The sequence below is a fragment of the Methylobacterium sp. Leaf361 genome, from assembly GCF_001424445.1.
In the GTDB taxonomy this organism is placed as follows: domain Bacteria; phylum Pseudomonadota; class Alphaproteobacteria; order Rhizobiales; family Beijerinckiaceae; genus Methylobacterium.
The window spans coordinates 39684-57610 of the sequence record NZ_LMPY01000016.1; the positions used below are offsets into that span (position 1 = coordinate 39684).

The 17927-nt window shown below is 72.2% G+C and carries 15 protein-coding genes; 10 read left to right on the forward strand and 5 right to left on the reverse strand.

Annotated features, from left to right (window positions below):
* Nucleotides 1–37 precede the first annotated feature (37 nt).
* Entirely contained in the window at nt 38–1102 is a 1065-nt protein-coding gene (gene ada, locus ASG32_RS13580; RefSeq protein WP_056526857.1) for a bifunctional DNA-binding transcriptional regulator/O6-methylguanine-DNA methyltransferase Ada, read from the forward strand.
* 193 nt (nt 1103–1295) lie between these two features.
* Here ada and ASG32_RS33880 read toward each other — a convergent pair whose 3' ends face one another.
* Together ASG32_RS33880 and ASG32_RS13590 are read right to left on the reverse strand one after the other, a co-directional pair.
* The gene (locus ASG32_RS33880; protein WP_056526860.1) at nt 1296–2606 is read right to left on the reverse strand and encodes a DUF5666 domain-containing protein; all 1311 of its coding nucleotides are present in this window, start codon (nt 2604–2606) and stop codon (nt 1296–1298) included.
* 11 nt (nt 2607–2617) lie between these two features.
* Nucleotides 2618–3463 carry a DUF6502 family protein gene (locus ASG32_RS13590; RefSeq protein WP_056526863.1) on the reverse strand — a complete coding sequence of 282 codons (846 nt, stop codon included), beginning with the start codon at nt 3461–3463 and terminating at the stop codon, nt 2618–2620.
* 472 nt (nt 3464–3935) lie between these two features.
* Here ASG32_RS13590 and ASG32_RS35600 point away from each other — a divergent pair, with 472 nt between their 5' ends.
* The 3 genes from ASG32_RS35600 (at nt 3936) to ASG32_RS13600 (ending at nt 5394) form a co-directional block, all read left to right on the forward strand.
* The gene (locus ASG32_RS35600) at nt 3936–4064 is read left to right on the forward strand and encodes a hypothetical protein (RefSeq protein ID WP_020092541.1); all 129 of its coding nucleotides are present in this window, start codon (nt 3936–3938) and stop codon (nt 4062–4064) included.
* A 35-nt stretch (nt 4065–4099) separates the two neighbouring features.
* Entirely contained in the window at nt 4100–4837 is a 738-nt protein-coding gene (locus ASG32_RS13595; RefSeq protein ID WP_056526867.1) for an outer membrane beta-barrel protein, read from the forward strand.
* 185 nt (nt 4838–5022) lie between these two features.
* On the forward strand, nt 5023–5394 hold the full coding sequence (locus ASG32_RS13600; RefSeq protein WP_056526870.1) for a hypothetical protein: 372 nt from the start codon (nt 5023–5025) through the stop codon (nt 5392–5394).
* Between the two features lie 18 nt (nt 5395–5412).
* Here the strand turns inward: ASG32_RS13600 and grpE are convergent, their stop codons facing one another.
* The 3 genes from grpE to ASG32_RS13615 all read right to left on the reverse strand — a co-directional run bounded on the left by grpE (nt 5413) and on the right by ASG32_RS13615 (nt 10393).
* On the reverse strand, nt 5413–6027 hold the full coding sequence (gene grpE / locus ASG32_RS13605) for a nucleotide exchange factor GrpE (protein WP_026604829.1): 615 nt from the start codon (nt 6025–6027) through the stop codon (nt 5413–5415).
* A 103-nt stretch (nt 6028–6130) separates the two neighbouring features.
* Nucleotides 6131–8923, reverse strand: coding sequence for a [protein-PII] uridylyltransferase (locus tag ASG32_RS13610; RefSeq protein WP_020092537.1), 2793 nt, complete (start codon nt 8921–8923; stop codon nt 6131–6133).
* Between the two features lie 51 nt (nt 8924–8974).
* The gene (locus ASG32_RS13615) at nt 8975–10393 is read right to left on the reverse strand and encodes a TAXI family TRAP transporter solute-binding subunit (RefSeq protein ID WP_056526874.1); all 1419 of its coding nucleotides are present in this window, start codon (nt 10391–10393) and stop codon (nt 8975–8977) included.
* Between the two features lie 224 nt (nt 10394–10617).
* Here ASG32_RS13615 and ASG32_RS13620 point away from each other — a divergent pair, with 224 nt between their 5' ends.
* The 6 genes from ASG32_RS13620 to polA all read left to right on the forward strand — a co-directional run bounded on the left by ASG32_RS13620 (nt 10618) and on the right by polA (nt 17810).
* Nucleotides 10618–11163: a RecX family transcriptional regulator gene (locus tag ASG32_RS13620; protein ID WP_091976870.1), complete on the forward strand. Its 546-nt coding sequence runs from the start codon at nt 10618–10620 to the stop codon at nt 11161–11163.
* Nucleotides 11164–11239: 76 nt separating this feature from the next.
* Nucleotides 11240–12451 (forward strand): putative DNA modification/repair radical SAM protein, encoded by a 1212-nt coding sequence (locus ASG32_RS13625; RefSeq protein WP_056526879.1) that lies wholly within the window; start codon nt 11240–11242, stop codon nt 12449–12451.
* The gene (locus ASG32_RS13630) at nt 12451–13932 is read left to right on the forward strand and encodes a UdgX family uracil-DNA binding protein (protein WP_199866115.1); all 1482 of its coding nucleotides are present in this window, start codon (nt 12451–12453) and stop codon (nt 13930–13932) included. The genes ASG32_RS13625 and ASG32_RS13630 overlap by 1 nt, the downstream gene beginning before the upstream one ends.
* A gap of 60 nt (nt 13933–13992) precedes the next feature.
* Complete coding sequence (locus tag ASG32_RS13635) at nt 13993–14289, forward strand: nucleotidyltransferase (protein ID WP_020092532.1); 297 nt, start codon at nt 13993–13995, stop codon at nt 14287–14289.
* Nucleotides 14270–14629, forward strand: coding sequence for a HepT-like ribonuclease domain-containing protein (locus tag ASG32_RS13640; RefSeq protein ID WP_056526882.1), 360 nt, complete (start codon nt 14270–14272; stop codon nt 14627–14629). Before ASG32_RS13635 ends, ASG32_RS13640 begins: the two co-directional genes overlap by 20 nt.
* 22 nt (nt 14630–14651) lie before the next feature.
* The gene (polA, locus tag ASG32_RS13645) at nt 14652–17810 is read left to right on the forward strand and encodes a DNA polymerase I (protein ID WP_056526885.1); all 3159 of its coding nucleotides are present in this window, start codon (nt 14652–14654) and stop codon (nt 17808–17810) included.
* Nucleotides 17811–17927 lie beyond the last annotated feature (117 nt).

Sequence of the window (17927 nt, forward strand, 5' to 3'; positions counted from 1 at the left end):
CCTCAACGCCCGCGCCAAGCCGCATAGTACGGCTGCCATGAGCCCCGTTCCCGTGACAGCCCCCGGCGATGCCGAGCGCTGGGCCGCCCTCGCCGCCCGCGACCCGCGGGCCGACGGCACCTTCGTGTACGCGGTCCGCACCACGGGCGTGTACTGCCGCCCGAGCTGCGCCGCGCGCGCGGCGCGGCCCGAGAATGTCAGCTTCCACCGGACCTGCGCCGAGGCCGAGGCTGCCGGCTTCCGGCCGTGCCGCCGCTGCCGCCCGGACGAGCCCGCCCTCGCCGAGCGCCGGGCCGAGGCGGTCGCCCGCGCCTGCCGCCTGATCGAGACGGCGGAGACGGTTCCGTCCCTCGCCGTGCTCGCCCGCGCCGCCGGCCTGAGCGCCTACCACTTCCACCGGGTGTTCAAGGACGCCACCGGCGTGACCCCCAGAGCCTACGCGTCAGCCCACCGCGCCGCCGCCGTGGCGCGGCGGCTGCCCGGGGCCGCCTCGGTGACGGAGGCGCTGTACGAGGCCGGCTACGGTGCCGCGAGCCGGTTCTACGCGGCGGGCGCGCCGCGCCTCGGCATGGCGCCCGCCGCCTACCGGACGGGCGGCGCGGGCCTGCGCATCCGGTTCGGCATCGGCGCCTGCAGCCTCGGCGCGATCCTCGTCGCCGCCACCGAGGCGGGCGTCTGCGCGATCCTCCTCGGGGACGCGCCCGAGCCGCTCCTGCACGATCTCCAAGACCGCTTCCCCGCCGCGGAGATCGAGGGCGGCGACCCGGCCTTCGAGGGCTGGATGGCGCGGGTCATCGGGCTCGTGGAGGCGCCGGGCACCGGCCTCGACCTGCCCCTCGACATCCGCGGGACGGCGTTCCAGCAGCGGGTCTGGACGGCGCTGCGCAAGATCCCGGTGGGATCCACCGCGACCTACGCGGAGATCGCCCGGGCGATCGGCCTGCCGACGGCGACGCGCGCGGTCGCGCAGGCCTGCGGGGCGAACCCGGTCGCGGTGGCCATCCCCTGCCACCGCGTCGTGCGCTCGGACGGTGCCCTGTCGGGCTATCGCTGGGGCGTCGCGCGCAAGCGCGCGCTGCTCGACCGGGAGGCGGAGGCCTGAAGTCCCGCGCCTCCGGTGCTCCGTGCGGTCTGCCCCAGGGCCGTTCCCTTTCGTAGTGCGACGGTCCGGAGGAAAGGTGCCTCCGGTCGAGACAGCCGCGACTTGCCCCGCTCCCGCGCGGGAGAGGGGAACCGCGCCTCGCTCAAGACGGGCTCGGCGATCGTCACTGTCCCGACGTGGCCGGGGGGCGGCGCTAGCGTCGACCGCCGCCAGGGCCGCCGAAACCGCCGCCGCCGAAACCGCCCCCGCCCGGGCCCGGGCCGGGGCCCCCGGGCGGACCGCCGAAGCCCCCGGGGCCGCCCGGGAACGCCCCGGGGCCTGCCGGCGGCGTGCCGCCGAAGCCGCCGCGCGGCGCTCCGAATCCGCCGGTGCCCTCCGATCCGGGGACGACCGCGCCCCCCGGCCGGGTGTCGATCGCGGGGCCGCGCGGTTCGCCGATGCCGCCCAGGCCGCCCTGGCGGCCTCCGGGCTCGGCGCCGAAGCGGCCGGGCGCCTCGTCGGGGAGGTTGCGGAGGTCGAGCCGGTCGCGCTCCCGCTCGAACCGCGGGGCGTCCGGCCGCTGCGGCTCGGGCGCGATGCGGTCCTCGATCCGCAGCCGCTCCACCGTCAGGTCCCCGTCCCGCGCGATAGCCGCGGTCAGCACCGCCCGCACGCTCCCGGTGCGCGGAACCTGCGCGCCGGGGCGGCCCGCGACGGCGTAGCCCGCGCCGACGTCGAGCCTGCCGCTATCCCGGCCGATATAGGCCTCGATCGAGACCTGTTTCAGACCCGGCGGGAAGGGCAGGCCGACCTGCGCGGCGTTGGTCACGGTGAGCACGCCGTTCGCCGCACGGCCCGTCACCAGCGCGCGCCGGCCCGGCGGCAGGGCGTCGGCGCCCGCGAGGCGGAGGCCGCCGATCCCGAGGCCGCCCGCGACCCGCCGCACCGGGCCGGCGACGCGGTCGGGCCCGGTGTCCCGCGGCTCGATCAGGCTCGCCACGATCACGCCGTCGGGCCGGCGCAGCCCGCTCACTGCGACCCGCGCGCCCGGCTGCCACGCGCCGCCGAGACCTGTGGTCGAGACCCGCTGGCCGAGCACTACGAGCCGCCCAGGCGCGACCGATTCCACCAGTCCGACCACTTCGCTCGTGACGTCGATCCGTCCGGTGGCGAGTCCGCCGCCCTCGGGCCGCGCCACCACGTGGACGACCTGACCGATCTTCAGGTCGGCGGCCTTCGCGGCCGTGCCGTCGATATGCACCTCCACCTCGGGCGGATAGGCGATGCGCAGGTCGTTGACGACGATCGAGCCGAAGCGTCGGATCGTGCCGATCACGCCGGTGCCGCCGATGCCGCGGTCGCCCTCGCCGAGGGGCCCGCTCTTCGGCGCGTCGGTCCGCATCATGCCGGTCCCGCCGATGCCCTGATCGCGCGGGGATTCCTGCGACCGGACGGTGCCGGGCAGCACGGTCGCGGCGCCCGCGAGCAGGCGCAGGACGAACCGGCGGTTGAGCGTGGCGCGCACCGGCCGGCCTCTCACCGCTCGTCCGCTCGCCGCGCCGGCGGCGCCGCTTCGGTGTAGACGTACAGGCCGAAGTTCCAGCGATGCGTGCCGCCGGGATCGGTCTGGCAGGCCGCGTGCGCTTCCCGGTTGGCCTGCTGCAGGGCCTCCATGGCGATCTCGCGGGCGCGCGCCTCGAGCCGGGTCGCGAGGTCCTTGGACAGCCCGTCGTAGTGGACCGCCCGCTCGAGGAAGCGCGGCGCGTCTCCGAAGATGTTGGCGACGGCGGCCGCGATATGGTCGTGCAGGTTGCGGCCGAAATAGTAGAGCTGGGGCCCCTCGGCGCCGTCGCCCCTCGGTACGTAGGCGGCCTCGGCCAGCACGATCCGGTCCTGCAGATCGGTGAAGGCCAGCCCGCGATCAAGCCACTCGTCGAGGACGGCGCGCGGCCGCAGGTCCCGCGTCACGCCCGCGACCAGCGACTCGAACGAGGGTGCGCCGCCCTCGGCCGTGCGCGGAAGTTTCAGGGGCTGGCCCTGCGCGTCGGTGAAGACCGGGTCGGCGATCCAGCGGGCGATGATCCGGCTGGTGCGGGAGACGACCGCCGGGACGGCGCTGACCGGAGCACCGGCGCCTCGCAGACGCCGAACCTCCTTGCGGTGGATGCCGGTGAGCAGGGAGACACGGCTGTCGGTCTGCTCCTTTCCGGTGAGGGCGAAGTCGTACTCGGCGACGTTCACGTAGAGCTCGCGCAGCAGGTCGGTGAGCGCCGGGAAGGTGATGCCGCGGGCGACGAGCAGGCGCACGAGGGGACGCAGCAGCCGCGCCAGCGGCGCGTGCAGGCTGGCGCCCTCCCGCGGTGTATCGGCAGTGTCAGACATGGCCGCATCGTGACGGCTCATGCTGTGGGACACAATCCCACCGCGTGCGAAGGCGCACGCTGGTCCCTCGATTTCGCGTTGACGTGGGATTTTTGCACACGTAAAACGGCTCGTGGTCAAATTTCCCACGAAGTGCGGGCCGGCCGATGAAGACTGATACGCGAACGCTCGTGGCGAGGCCCCTGCCGCCGCTCACGCTTCCCACCGCCCAGGCGCGACGGGCAAGCCTGAGTGATCCCCTTCCGCGGCTCCGACGCCTCGTCTGCGTCGTCGCCGCGCTCACACTGCCCGTCCTCGGGGTCGCCGTCGCGGAAACGGTCCACCGCGCCGGTTCACCGAGGGCGCCGCAGGCCGCCGCTCCCGCCACCCCCTCAGGCGGGGCGGCGGCACCCTCGGGCGCCGTCGGGCCCCGACGCGCCGCGAGAACCGTGAGGGTCGCGGCACGCACGGAAGAGAACCGCGAGGTCCGCTCTTGATCGCCCTGTCCGGTATCGACCGCGCACGAACCGCGCCGACCTGCGGTGGAGCGGCCATTCTCGATCTCGCCCTCTGCCTGATCCTGTCCGTGACCGTCGTCGGGCTGCTCCTCCTGGCCCTCTGATCCCGCGGCTCCGCCGCGCGCCGAACGAGATTTCCATGAACGCACGAACCTCCGCAGCCCTCGCGGGCGCCGCATGCGGCTGCCTGGCCCTCGCCGCCCAGGCGGCCGACCTGCCCCGCCGCGCGCCGCCGCCGCCACTGCCGTCGCTCCCGGTCTTCACCTGGACGGGCATCTATGCCGGCGTGAATGCGGGCTACGCGTTCCCGACCGGGAGCGGCGGCTTCACCGACCCGACCTACGGCACCGTCACGGGCGGCGGGCGGTCAGGCGGCTTCGCCGGCGGCGGCCAGATCGGCTACAATTACCAATTCACGCCGGGCTCCGGCGCCGTCGTCGGCGTCGAGGCCGACATCCAGGGCGCGGCCTTCGCTAAGGCGGACGCCGCCTATCTCGGCACCACGCCGTATTACAGTGTCCGACCGAGCCTCGACTATTTCGGCACGGTCCGCGCCCGGCTCGGCTACGCGTTCGACCGGGTCCTCGTCTACGGGACCGGCGGTTTCGCTTACGGCGGCGGGGCGCGCGCGACCGACGCGGGCGCCTACCCCTACACCCTGCCGTCGACCGACCGGACCGGATACGCGGCCGGCGGCGGCATCGAGTACGCTTTCACCGAGAAGCTCTCCGCCAAGGTGGAGGCGCTCTACCTCCATCTCGGCCGCGGAACGACCGCCACCACGTACTACAACGCCAGTGTTCCGGCGCTTTATGGTGCCGGCAAACAGGACTCCGGGTTTGCGGTGGTTCGGGCCGGTGTGAATTACCGATTCTGAGCAATATTCGTTGGGCGATATCTTGACGGAGCGGTCAAGCTGGGTCGCAATGCCCTGCATTCGGCTTCGCGAATCTGTCGGCCGCGCGAGCCTGTCCATGGCCGAGGGATGTCGGTGAGGCCGGATACCGCGCGGGTGCAGCCCCGCGGGACCGCGGATTCTCTCCGACAGGATCGGCCGTGAGCATGCCCAGCTCGACCTCCCTCACGACAATGCTGCTCGCCGTCGCGCTCGCGGCCTGCACCGTCCCGGCGCGGGCGCAGGAGATCGTGCCACCCGGGCCCGACGGGCGCGGCGCCATCCTGATCTACGGGAATTTCTGCGGCCCCGGCAGCCGCGGGCCCGGCTACCCGCCGATCGACGCGCTGGATCTCGCCTGCGCGCACCACGACGCGTGCTCGCCCGAGCCGGCCGCGGGAACGCTGCCGACCTGCGCCTGCAACGGCCGCCTCCGCGTCGAGGCGGGGCTCGTCGCCCGCGATCCGGCCGCGCCGGCCCAGACCCGCCAGACCGCGCAGTTCATCTCGGATTTCGCCGCGGCGCTGCCCTGCCAGTAGGGCGCACCGCGGGACCGCTCAGGCGGCGTCGGCCGGGTTGGCGGCTGCCTTCGGGCCGCCCTTGGCGACGCCCACCAGGGCCGGGCGCAGCACGCGCTCGCCGATGACGTAGCCCGCCTGCACGACCTGCACGACGGTGCCGGCCGGAACCTCCGCGTTCGGCACCTCGAACATCGCCTGATGGCGGTTCGGGTCGAACTTCTGGCCCTGCGGCTCGACGATCTTCACGCCGTGGCGCTCGAGGGTCTTGCCGAGGTCGCGCTCGGTGAGCTCGATCCCGTCGATCAGCCCCTTCAGGGCGCCGTCGGCCGTGGCCTTCGCGTCGGCCGGAACGCTGTCGAGGGCGCGGCGGATGTTGTCGGCGACGTTGAGCACGTCCCGGGCGAAGTTGGTCACCGCGTAGGCGCGCGCGTCGGCGACCTCGCGCTCCGTCCGGCGGCGCAGGTTCTCCATCTCGGCGAGGGTGCGCAGCGTCCGGTCCTTGAGCTCGTCGCGCTCGGCGGTCAGCAGGGCCAGGGCCTCCGCGACCGGATCGACGGTGGCCGACTCGCTGCCCTGACCCGCGGGCGCGGGATCCTGGGCCGCGCCGGCACCGGCTTCGACCGTGGTCTGGCGCTGGTCATCCTGGGGCATGTCGTTGCTCGTCATCACGTTTCAGTCGTGGGCGGGAATCGGTGAGGGATGGTGGAATCGGCGCTGATATCTGGCCACGGGGCCGCGAAATCAACCCGTACGCTCACGCCTCGCGCGGCGGCGGCGCCGCCACCAGCGCCTCCAGACCCTCGGCCTTGAGCGTCGCGACGTCGTGGGCGAACACGTCCATCACGGCGGCCCGGATCGCGGCCTGCCGGTCGGGCTGCGTCACCCGCGTGCCGGTGAGGTCGGTGACGTAGAAGACGTCCACGGCGCGCTCGCCGAACGTCGCCACATGCGCCGACGTGATGTTGAGCGACAGCCGGCTGAAGGCCGTGGTGAGCTCGTAGAGCAGGCCCGGCCGGTCGAGGCCAGTGATCTCCACCACGGTCTCCCGGCTCGACAAGGCGTTGTCGATGATGACGTCCGGCGGCACCGGGAAGGTCTTAGCGCGGGTGCTGGTCGGCGGGTGCTTGTCGGCCACGAGGTCGGCGATCTTGATCTCGCCCTTCAGCGCCCGCTCGATCGCCGCGGTGATGCGCTTGGTCCGACGCAGCTCGTCGTCGTCCCGCTCGAAGGCGCGCGAGATGAAGATCGTGTCGAGGGCGAACCCGTCCGTGGTGGTGAAGATCTGCGCGTCGACGATGTTGCTGCCGGCCGCCGCGCAGGCGCCGGTGACGATGGCGAGCAGGCGGGGATGGTCCGGCGAATAGACCGTGATCTCGGTCACGCCCCGGACGGGATCGAGGGCGACGTCGGTCGCGCTGGTCCGCCCGTCGCGCACGACGTCGCGCAGGAAGATCGCGTTCTTGAGCTGGCGCGTGCCGTCGACCTTGAGCCAGTAGGCCTGGCTGTGGCGGGCCGCGTAGGCGTCGAACTCCTCCGAGCCCCAGCCGGGCAGCTGTTCCCGCAGGCCCATCTGCACGAGGCGCACCCGGTCGGTGCGGGCGATCTCGGAATGGCCGCCCGAGAGGTAGACCTCGGTCTCGTCGTACAGGGTGCGGACCAGGGTGCCCTTCCAGGCGGTCCAGACGCCGGGGCCGACGGCGGTGATGTCGGCCACCGTCAGGATGGTCAGGAGCTTCAGCCGCTCCAGGCTCTGCACGCTCGCGGCGAAGCGCTCGATCGTCTTGGCATCCGAGAGGTCGCGGCTCTGCGCGGTCATCGACATCAGCAGGTGGTGCTCCACGAGCCAGCGCACCGTCTCGGTCTCGGCTTGGTTCAGGCCGAAGCGCGGGCAGAGCTTCTCGGCGATGGCGGCGCCGGCGATCGAGTGGTCCTCCGGGCGGCCCTTGGCGATGTCGTGCAGCAGGATCGCCACGTAGAGCGCGGTGCGGTTGTGGATCGAGTGCACGAGGCGCGAGACCAGCGGGTAGGTCTCCTGGGCCCGGCCCGATTCGATGTCCGCCAGCACGCCGACCGTGCGCAGCAGGTGCTCGTCCACCGTGAAGTGGTGGTACATGTTGAACTGCATCATCGCGACGATGCGGCCGAAATCCGGGATGAAGCGGCCGAGCACGCCCGCCTCGTTCATCTCGCGCAGCGCCTCCTCCGGCGCGTTCCGCGAGGTCAGGATCTCGACGAACAGCCGGTTCGCCTCGGGGTCCACGCGCAGCGACGGGTTGACGAGGCGCAGGGACCGGTTGGCCAGCCGCTTCGCGTCCGGATGGATCGCGAGGTTGTGCCGGTCGGCGAGCCAGAACAGCCGGATGAGGTTGACCGGGTCGCGCTCGAAGGCGTCCTCCGCGCGCAGGTTCACCCGGCCGTGGTCGATCCAGAAATCCTCCGCCTCCATGGCGGTCGCCCGGAACCGGTCGCGGAACCGGCCGATCCAGCGGTCGAGAACCGGCGTGCGCTTGGCGTGGCGCGCCTCCAGCTCCGCGCAGACGATGGCGGTGAGATCGCCCACATCCTTGGCGATGCGGAAATAGGCCTTCATGAAGCGCTCGACGCCGGAGAGGCCGCCCCGGGCCTCGTAGCCGAAGCGCTCGGCGATCCGCGGCTGCAGACCGAAGGACAGGCGCTCCTCGGCGCGCTTCGTGGCGAAGTGCATGTGGCAGCGCACCCGCCACAGGAACTCCTCGCAGCGCTCGAACAGCGCGTACTCTTCCGGGGTGAACAGGCCGGCGCTGACGAGCTCGATCTGGTCGCGGACCCGGTAGGTGTACTTGGCGATCCAGAACAGCGTGTTGAGGTCGCGCAGGCCGCCCTTGCCGTCCTTGACGTTGGGCTCGACGAGGTAGCGCGAGGTGCCGGCCTTGGAGACGCGCAGGTCGCGCTCGCGCAGCTTCGCCTCGACGAACTCGGCGGCGGACCCGACCACCAGCTCGGCGTCGAAGCGCGTCACGAGCTCCTCGTAGAGCACCCGGGTGCCGAACAGGTACCGCGCCTCCAGGAGGGCCGTCCGGATCGTCATGTCGGCCCGCGCCTCGCGCAGGCACTCCTCGACCGAGCGGGTGGCGTGGCCGACCTTCAGTTTCAGGTCCCACAGGACGTAGAGCATTCCCTCGACGACGCTCTCGGACCACGCGGTCTGCTTGTAGGGCAGCAGGAACAGCAGATCGATGTCCGATCCCGGCGCCATCGTGCCCCGGCCGTAGCCGCCGGTGGCGACCACCGCGAGCTGCTCGCCGGTCGACGGGTTGTCGTTGGGATAGAGCCGCCAGACCACGGCGTCGTGGATCGCCCGGACCACCGCGTCGGTGAGATTCGACAGGGTCTGCGCGCACAGCAGCCCGTTGCGGTCCTCGAGGAGCTGCGCCTCGGCGGCCCGGTGGCCCTCCTCGATCACCCGGCGCAGCTGCGGCACCAGCGCGGCCCGGAGCTTCGTGGGCTCGCGGGCCTCGCGGTCGAGGTTCTCGAGAACCGTGTCGAGGGCGGCGACGGGATCGAACATGGTTCCCGTTAGCATGATATCCCTAAGCCGCCAGCCATGCGGCGCCCGCCGCTACTCCGCGGCCGGCAGATCGAGGGCGAGCAGCCGGGCCGTGCGGTTGCGGGTCGCCGCGCGCGGCTCGGTATCGCTCGTCTGCCGCCGCGCGTCGGCGATGGCCGCGTGGACGCCGTCGACCGCCAGGATCAGCGCGCTGACCGTCCGCGCGTCGATGCTGCGCTCGCGGGCGTAGCAGACCACGTCCGCCACCAGCCCGTCGGTCTCGATCGCGATCGCGTCGAGTTCGGCGGCGCTGGTCGCCGCGCGCACCTCGCGCATGATGTCGAGGAGCCGGTCGAGGACGAAGTCGACCCGCTCCCGGCGCTTGCGGGCGAGGCGCTGGCCGAGCCACGCGAAGCCGGAGCCGATCGTGCCGCCGAAGAAGGCGAACAGGTAGATGTAATCCTCGTAGCGGTCGAGGAAGGTCTGCTGCTCGCGCTCGAAATAGTCGACGGCGCCGGGGTGGTTCGGCAGGCGCGCCGAGGTCGCCGCCACCGTCGTGTCGAAGTCCGGCGCCTTCATCAGCTTGGCCACCGGCGCGGTCGAGGCGAGCCGCGAGCGCCACTCGAACAGGTGCTGCGTCGCCGAGGCGACCGCGACGCGGCTCACCGTGCCGCGGGCCATCAGGCGATAGGAGGCGCCGACGGTCTTGACCTCCTCGTCGGGCCGCTTCGGGCGGCCGCCGAAGGTGCCGGCCGGGATCGTCACCGACTGCAGCTCGGGGAAGCGCTGCAGGATCGCATCGCCGTCCGGGATCGAGACGAAGCCGATCTTGCGGTCCGGCGCGCCCAGCTCGACGGCGCGGACGACCGCGGCCGCCGGCTTGGAGGCCGGGCTCGCGATCACCGCCACCGCGTCGACCCGCTTCTCGGTGAGCGCGGCCGTGACGTCGCCGACCTTCAGCGGCACCACGACCACGTGGCCGGGCTCCGCCTCGGCGGCGTGGCCGGCCTCCGGCGCGTCCTCGCCCACGATGTCCGGCACGAGGTCGTAGAAGGAGAGGAGGTTCGTGAGGAACGACAGGTCGGCGCTGTGGCGGACCACGATGCCGAGCCGCTTGCGCGCCAGGGCCGGCACGTCGTCGAGATCGGCCGCCTCCGGCGCCGCGATGACCAGGGCCTCGTCGTGCAGGATCGCCAGGGTCAGCCCGTTCTCGGGCAGAAACACGTCCGGCCGCACCACCGCGAGGTCGGCCTTGTTGCGCTGGAGTGCCAGGGCGCTGTCGCGCACGTCGCCGTAGCGCACCACCTTGAGACGGACGTCCTCCCGCGCCCGGTCGAGGGCGCCGGCATAGGCCTCGATCAGCGCGGCCTCGGGCCCGTCCTGGGGGCCGACCGCCACCGTCAGGGTGTTCGGGCGCGACAGGTAGACGATCGCGGCCGCGGCCGCGGCGAGCCCCAGGGCCACGAGGACCAGGAGCCACTCGCGCCGCATCAGTACGGCCGCCGCGTCGTGCAGCCGCAGGCGCCATCGGCCCTGCGGAGTGCCGGGCGAAGAACGGTGGTTCGGGCCATGGCCGAGCCTGTCGCGTTGCGCGCGTTCCATACCCGAGTCATGGAACGCAAACCTGTCGAGATCGTGAAGAACCGGTGAAATCTCCATTCGTTGCAGGATCCGCGCCAGAAGGTCGCGACCGCGAGATCAAGCCGCCCGGCCCCGTGAGCCCGGCCTGGCTGGAGCGTGCGGCGCTCCACTATCTGGAGCGCTACAGCGCCTCGACCGAGATGCTGCGCCGGACGCTCGCGCGCCGCGTCCAGAAGCGCGCGCGGGCCCGGGGCGAGGATCCCGAACGCTTCGCCGACCTCGTGACGGCGACCGTCGCGCGGGCGGTGTCGGCCGGCCTCGTGGACGACGCGCGCTTCGCCGACACCCGGCTCGCCACCCTGCGGCGTCGCGGCACCTCGACCCGCGGCGTCTCGGCCAAGCTCGCCGCCAAGGGGGTCCCGCGCGACGTCGTGGAGGCCGCCATGCTGGCGGAGCGCGACGCCCTGCCGGACGGGGAGGCGGACGCGATCGAGGAGCAGGCCGCCCAGGCCTACGCCAAGCGGCGACGCCTGGGACCGTATCGCCGCCCGGACCAGCGGGCGACGCACCGCGACCGGGACCTCGCCGCCCTGGCCCGGGCCGGCTTCGCCTACGGCCTCGCCCGCCGTGTGGTCGACCGGGAGCCCGACGAATCCGGCGAGCCCGACGCGCCCGCGTGACGGGTGCGGCATCGCGGCCCGGGGTGAACGCCGCGCCGGCCTTGCACCTTCGGCCGCGTTGTTCATTGTCTGTTCGATGGACGAGACCCTGGCCAAGAAGCTGCGCATCCTCGCGGACGCCGCCAAGTACGACGCCTCCTGCGCCTCCTCGGCCGCGCCGAAGCGGGCGGCCGGCAAGGACGGGCTCGGGTCGACCACCGGGGCCGGGATCTGCCACGCCTACACGCCGGACGGGCGGTGCGTCTCGCTCCTCAAGATCCTGCTGACGAACTGGTGCCTGTTCGACTGCGCCTACTGCGTGAACCGGCGCTCCTCGAACGTGCGGCGGGCGAAGTTCACCGTGGAAGAGGTCGTGAACCTCACCCTGAACTTCTACCGGCGCAACTACATCGAGGGGCTGTTCCTCTCCTCCGGCATCATCAAGTCGCCCGACCACACGATGGAGCTGCTGACCCGCGTGGCGAAGTCGCTCCGGCGCGACCACGGTTTCGCCGGCTACATCCATCTCAAGTCGATCCCGGAGGCGAGCCCCTGGCTGATCGAGGAGGCCGGCCTCTACGCCGACCGGCTCTCGATCAACGTCGAGCTGCCCACCGAGGCGAGCCTGGAGCGCCTCGCTCCCGAGAAGGACGGCGCCGCGATCCAGGGCGCCATGGCGCAGATCGGCGAGCGGATCGTGCAGGCCAGGGCCGAGAAGCGCCGCTTCTCGCCGGCCGGCCACTCGACGCAGGTGATAGTCGGGGCGGACACCACCACCGACGAGGCGCTGATCCGCAAGAGCGCGCTCCTCTACGGCAGCGTCGGCCTGAAGCGGGTCTACTACTCTGCCTACAGTCCGATCCCGGACGGCTCAGCGATCCTGCCGCCGAAGCCGCCGCCGCTCCAGCGCGAGCACCGCCTGTACCAGGCCGACTGGCTGCTCCGGTATTACGAGTTCACCCCCGACGAGGTGGCCGACGCGTCGGAAGGTGGGATGCTCGCCCTCGACATCGACCCGAAGCTCGCCTGGGCGCTGAAGCACCGGGACAAGTTCCCGGTGGACGTGAACCGGGCGGACCGGGAATGGCTGCTGCGGGTGCCGGGGCTCGGGGCGCGGGCGGTCGACAAGATCGTCAGGGCGCGCCGCCACGCGACCCTGCGCCTCGACGACGTCGCCCGGCTGACCTCCGGATTGAAGCGGGCGCGGCCGTTCCTGGTGGCTGCCGACCATCGGCCGGTCGGGTTGACCGACCGGCTCGACCTGCGGACGCGGCTGGTCGAGCCCGCGGCGCAGCTGAGCCTGTTCTGATGGGGGCGGGGCACGCGCCGAGTCCTTCTCCCTCCCTGGAGAGAGAGGACTCGCTGTCGCCGCGCGCCGTCGCGCTGCGCCCCGGCGCCGATCTCGACGGTTTCCGCAACGCCGCCCGGAGCCTCGTCGCGCGGGGCGTCGCCCCCGAAGCCGTGACGTGGTCGGTGTCGGACGCGCCCGGCCTGTTCGGCAGCGACGCCGAGCCAGCGAGCGGCACGCCGCTCGTCCTGCCGAAGGCCGTCGCCGGCCTGATCCCGCAGGTCATTCCCCACCGCGATCCGGAGCGCTACGGCCTGCTCTACGCGCTGATCTGGCGGGTCTGCCGCGGCGAGCGGCACCTGATGGAGGTCGGCAGCGACCCGCTGGTCCACCGCCTGCACCGGATGGCGAAGGCGATCGGGCGCGACCTCCACAAGATGCACGCCTTCCTGCGATTCCGTCGGGCGGAGGGACCGGACGGCGAGCGCTACGTCGCGTGGTTCGAGCCGGACCACCACATCCTCGAGGCGGCGGCGCCGTTCTTCGTCGACCGCTTCCGCGGGATGCGCTGGTCGATCCTGACGCCCGAGGGCTCGGCCCACTGGGACACCGAGACCCTGACTTTCGGGCCGCCCGGCGACCGTGCCCAACTTCCGGAGGGCGACGGCTTCGAGGCCGGCTGGCAGACCTATTACGAGAGCACCTTCAACCCGGCCCGCACCAACCTGAAGGCGATGCGGGCGGAGATGCCCAAGAAGTACTGGCACAACATGCCCGAGACGGCCGCGATCCCGGCCCTGGTCCGGGCGGCGGCCGGGCGAACCGAAGCCATGATCGAGAGGGAGCCGACCTTGCCCACACGCCGCGAACCCGCCCGGGCCGTCGCCGCCATGGCCGACCAGGATCCCAAGAGCCTCGAAGAGCTGAACGCGATCATCCGCCGGACCGAGCCGCTGGTGTCGGGGGCCACCCAGGCCGTGCTCGGCGAGGGGTCGGTCGGGGCGACGGTGGCCTTCGTGGGCGAGCAGCCCGGCGACCAGGAGGACCGGCAGGGCCGGCCCTTCGTCGGGCCCGCCGGCCAGCTGCTCTCCCGCGCCATGGCGGAGGCCGGGATCGACCGGGGCGCGAGCTACCTGACGAACGCGGTCAAGCACTTCAAGTTCGAGGAGCGCGGCAAGCGCCGCATCCACCAGAAGCCGACAGCCGGCGAGGTCAGCCACTACCGGTGGTGGCTCGACCGGGAGCTCGAATTCGTCGGCCCGAAGCTCGTCGTGGCGCTCGGCGCGACCGCCGTGCTGGCGCTGACCGGCAAGGCGATCCCGATCACCCGGGCGCGCGGCCCGTTCCGCTTCGACCGGCACGACAACCGATTCCAGGGCTTCATCACGGTCCACCCGTCCTACCTGCTCCGGCTGCCGGACGAGGCGAAGGCGGAGGCCTACGCGGCCTTCGTGGACGACCTGCGCCGGGTGGAGGCGCTCGGGCGCGAGCTGGCGGCCTGATCCTCCTCTGCCGCGCTTCTGCTATGCTGGCGGCCGCCGATTCCCTCCTGTCCCGCCGCCATGGACAAGCTCGCCGCCCTCGACATCCTGCGCGCCAACGAGGCCGAACTGCGCCGCCGCGGCGTGCTGCACGCGGCCTTGTTCGGTTCGGTTGCCCGGGGGGAGGCGCGGGCCGACAGCGATCTCGACGTGATGATCGAGATCGATGTGTCCGTCGTGGGCGGTCTCTTCGGCTATGTCGGCCTGTGCCACTTCATCGATGATCTCTTTCCGATCCGGGTCGACGTGGCGGATCGGGCGGCCCTGAAGGATCGGGTTCGCACGCACGCGGAGCGCGATGCCATTTCCGCCTTCTGAACGCGAGCGGGCCGCCTGCGCCGACATGATCGCCAACGCGGAGCGCGTTGCCCGCTTCGTGGCGGGATTCACGCTCGAGACGTTCGAGGCAGACGAACGCACCCAATTCGCGGTCGTGCGCTGCCTGAAGATCATCTCGGAGGCGAGCCGCCGATTGAGCGCCGAGACGAGAGCCCGATATCCCGCCGTGCCGTGGCGTCAGATCGCGGATGCGGGGAACTTTTATCGCCACAGCTATCATCGGGTGACGCTGGACATCGTCTGGCTCACCGTCCACCACGAATTGCCCGTTCTCGTCGCGGCCTGCCGCGCCGAAATCGCCCGCGCGCCCGACTCCTGATCGCCCCGAGCCGCCTGAGCCCATGACCGACTCGAAGCCCGACTCGAGCCCCGAGACCAAGCCCGTCGGACCCGGCGATCAGGTGATCCTGGTCGACGGCTCGTCCTTCATCTTCCGGGCCTATTTCCAGTCGATCAACCAGGACCAGAAGTACAATTCGCGCCCCTCCGACGGGCTGCCCACCGGCGCCGTGCGGCTGTTCTGCACCAAGATCGCGCAGTTCCTGCAGGACGGCGCCGCCGGCACCATGCCGAGCCATCTCGGGATCGTCTTCGACAAGTCGGAGGGCTCGTTCCGCAAGGAGATGTTCCCCGACTACAAGGGCCACCGCCCGGACGCGCCCGACGACCTGAAGCGCCAGATGCCGCTGATGCGCGACGCGGTGCGCGCCTTCGGCCTGCACGCGGTGGAGCTGGAGCGCTACGAGGCCGACGATCTCATCGCCACCTACACCCGCCAGGCCGAGGCGCGGGGCGCGGGCGTCATCATCGTCTCGTCCGATAAGGACCTGATGCAGCTCGTCGGGCCGCAGGTGCGGTTCTACGATTTCGAGTCGGGTGCCAAGGGCAAGCCCGGCTACCGGCCCGAGCGCAACCTCGACGTCGAGGCGATCGTCGCCAAGTGGGAGGGCCTGCAGCCGAACCAGATCGGCGACGCGCTGGCGCTCATCGGCGACACCTCCGACAACGTGCCGGGCGTGCCCGGCATCGGCCTGAAGACGGCCGCGGCGCTGATCAAGGAGTTCGGCAGCCTCGAGGCCCTGCTGGAGCGGGCAGGCGAGATCAAGCAGCCCAAGCGGCGGGAGACGCTGCTCGCCAACGTCGATCAGGCCAAGCTGTCGCGCAGGCTCGTGGCGCTGATGGAGGACGTGCCCGTCCCGGTGCCGCTGGACGACCTCGGCGTGCCCCAGCCCAATCCCGAGAAGCTGGTCGGCTTCCTGAAGGCGATGGAGTTCAACACGCTGACGCGCCGCATCGCCCAGATGCTGCACGTCGATCCCGAGGCGGTGAAGCCCGATCCGCGCCTCCTGCCGGGCGCCCGGCCGCACGGCTACGGCAACGCCGCCGGGGGCAGCGACGCGGTGCCGTTCTTCGGCGATTCCGTGCCGCCGGATCCCGAGACCGCGGCCGCCGGGGCCGAGCGACCGCCGGGCGCCGCCCCGCCGGAGGGCGGCGAGATCGATCCCTTCGCCGATCTCGACCTGCCGGACGCGCCCGCCAAGCCCCGGGCGCCCGTCGAGGCGACACCCGGCAACGTGGTGGCGGCCCGGGCCGCGGAATCCGTGGCGCCGTTCGACACCGCCGCCTACGAGACGGTCTCGTCCCTGGAGCAGCTCGACGCCTGGATCGCCGAGGCCGAGGAGGCTGGCGTGATCGCGGTCGACACCGAGACCGACTCGCTCGATGCCCACAGGGCCGGCCTCGTCGGCGTCTCGCTGGCGGTCGCCACCGGCCGGGCCTGCTACATCCCGCTGGCCCACGTCCAGGCCGCCAAGGTGCAGGCGGACGCCACCGACCTGTTCGGCGAGGGCGCCGCGCCCTCCGACGTGGTCGAGCCGGTGCCGGGCCAGATCCCCCTGAAGGAGGCCGTCGCCCGGCTGAAGCCGCTCCTCGAGCACCCCGGCGTCCTGAAGGTCGGCCAGAACCTCAAGTACGACTGGGTGGTGCTCGCCCGCTACGGCATCGAGGTCGCGCCGTTCGACGACACGATGCTGATCTCGTACGTGCTCGACGCCGGCAAGGGCGGCCACGGCATGGACGAGCTGGCCCGCCGGCACCTCGGCCACCAGCCGATCACCTTCTCGGACGTGGCCGGCACCGGCCGCAACAAGGTGACGTTCGACCGCGTCGCCATCGACAAGGCCACCGCCTACGCGGCCGAGGACGCCGACGTGACCCTGCGCCTGTGGCGGATGATGAAGCCGCGCCTCGTGGCCGAGCACCGGGTCGCCGTCTACGAGACCCTGGAGCGGCCCCTGCTGCCGGTGATCGCCCGGATGGAGCAGCGCGGCATCCGCGTCGACCGGGAGATGCTGAGCCGCCTGTCCGGGGATTTCTCGCAGATCCTCGTCCGCCTGGAGGAGGAGATCCAGGAGGATGCCGGGGAGAAATTCTCGGTCGGCTCGCCGAAGCAGATCGGCGACATTCTGTTCGGGAAGATGGGTCTGCCGGGGGCCAAGAAGACGCCGTCGGGCCAGTGGGCCACGCCCGCGACCTTGCTGGAGGAGCTGGCCCAGGCGGGCCACGAGTTGCCTAAGAAGATCCTGGAATGGCGGCAGCTCTCGAAGCTGAAATCCACCTACACGGACGCGCTCCAGGCCCATGCCGACCGCGAGACGGCGCGGGTCCACACCTCGTTCTCGCTGGCGGCGACCACCACGGGGCGGCTGTCCTCCTCCGAGCCGAACCTGCAGAACATCCCGATCCGCACCGAGGAGGGTCGCCGGATCCGCCGCGCCTTCGTGGCGGCGCCCGGCAACCGGCTGATCTCGGCCGACTACTCGCAGATCGAGCTGCGGCTGCTGGCCCACATGGCCGACATCCCGGAACTCCGGAAGGCGTTCGAGGACGGGATCGACATCCACGCGGCGACCGCCTCGGCGATGTTCGGCGTGCCGCTCAAGGCGATGACGCCCGACCTGCGGCGTCGGGCGAAGACCATCAACTTCGGCATCATCTACGGCATCTCGGCCTTCGGCCTCGCCGACCGGCTCGGCATCGGCCGCGAGGAGGCCTCGGCGTTCATCAAGCAGTACTTCGAGCAGTTCCCGGGCATCCGGGACTACATCGAGACCACCAAGAAGAGCTGCCGCGACAAGGGCTACGTCACCACCCTGTTCGGCCGCGTGTGCCACTACCCGCAGATCCGCTCCAACAACCCCTCCGAGCGCGCCAGCGTCGAGCGGCAGGCGATCAACGCGCCGATCCAGGGCTCGGCCGCCGACATCATCCGGCGGGCCATGACGCGGATGGAGGCGGCCCTCGCCGCGAAGAAGCTCAGGGCGCGCATGCTGCTGCAGGTGCACGACGAGCTGGTGTTCGAGGCGGCCGAGGACGAGGTGGAGCGGACGATCCCGATCATCCGCGGCGTCATGGAGGAGGCGCCGGCGCCGGCCCTGACCCTGAAGGTGCCGCTGGTGGTCGAGGCCAACGCGGCGGGCAACTGGCAGGAGGCGCATTGACGGGTCGGACCGAGGCTCAGCCGGCCGTCTTCGCGAGCGGAGCGAGGCGATCCCGTCGGCGCCGCGCTTGCCGACGTCCCGTAGCCCTGGGTCGCTTCGCTCCGCTCGCGAGGACGG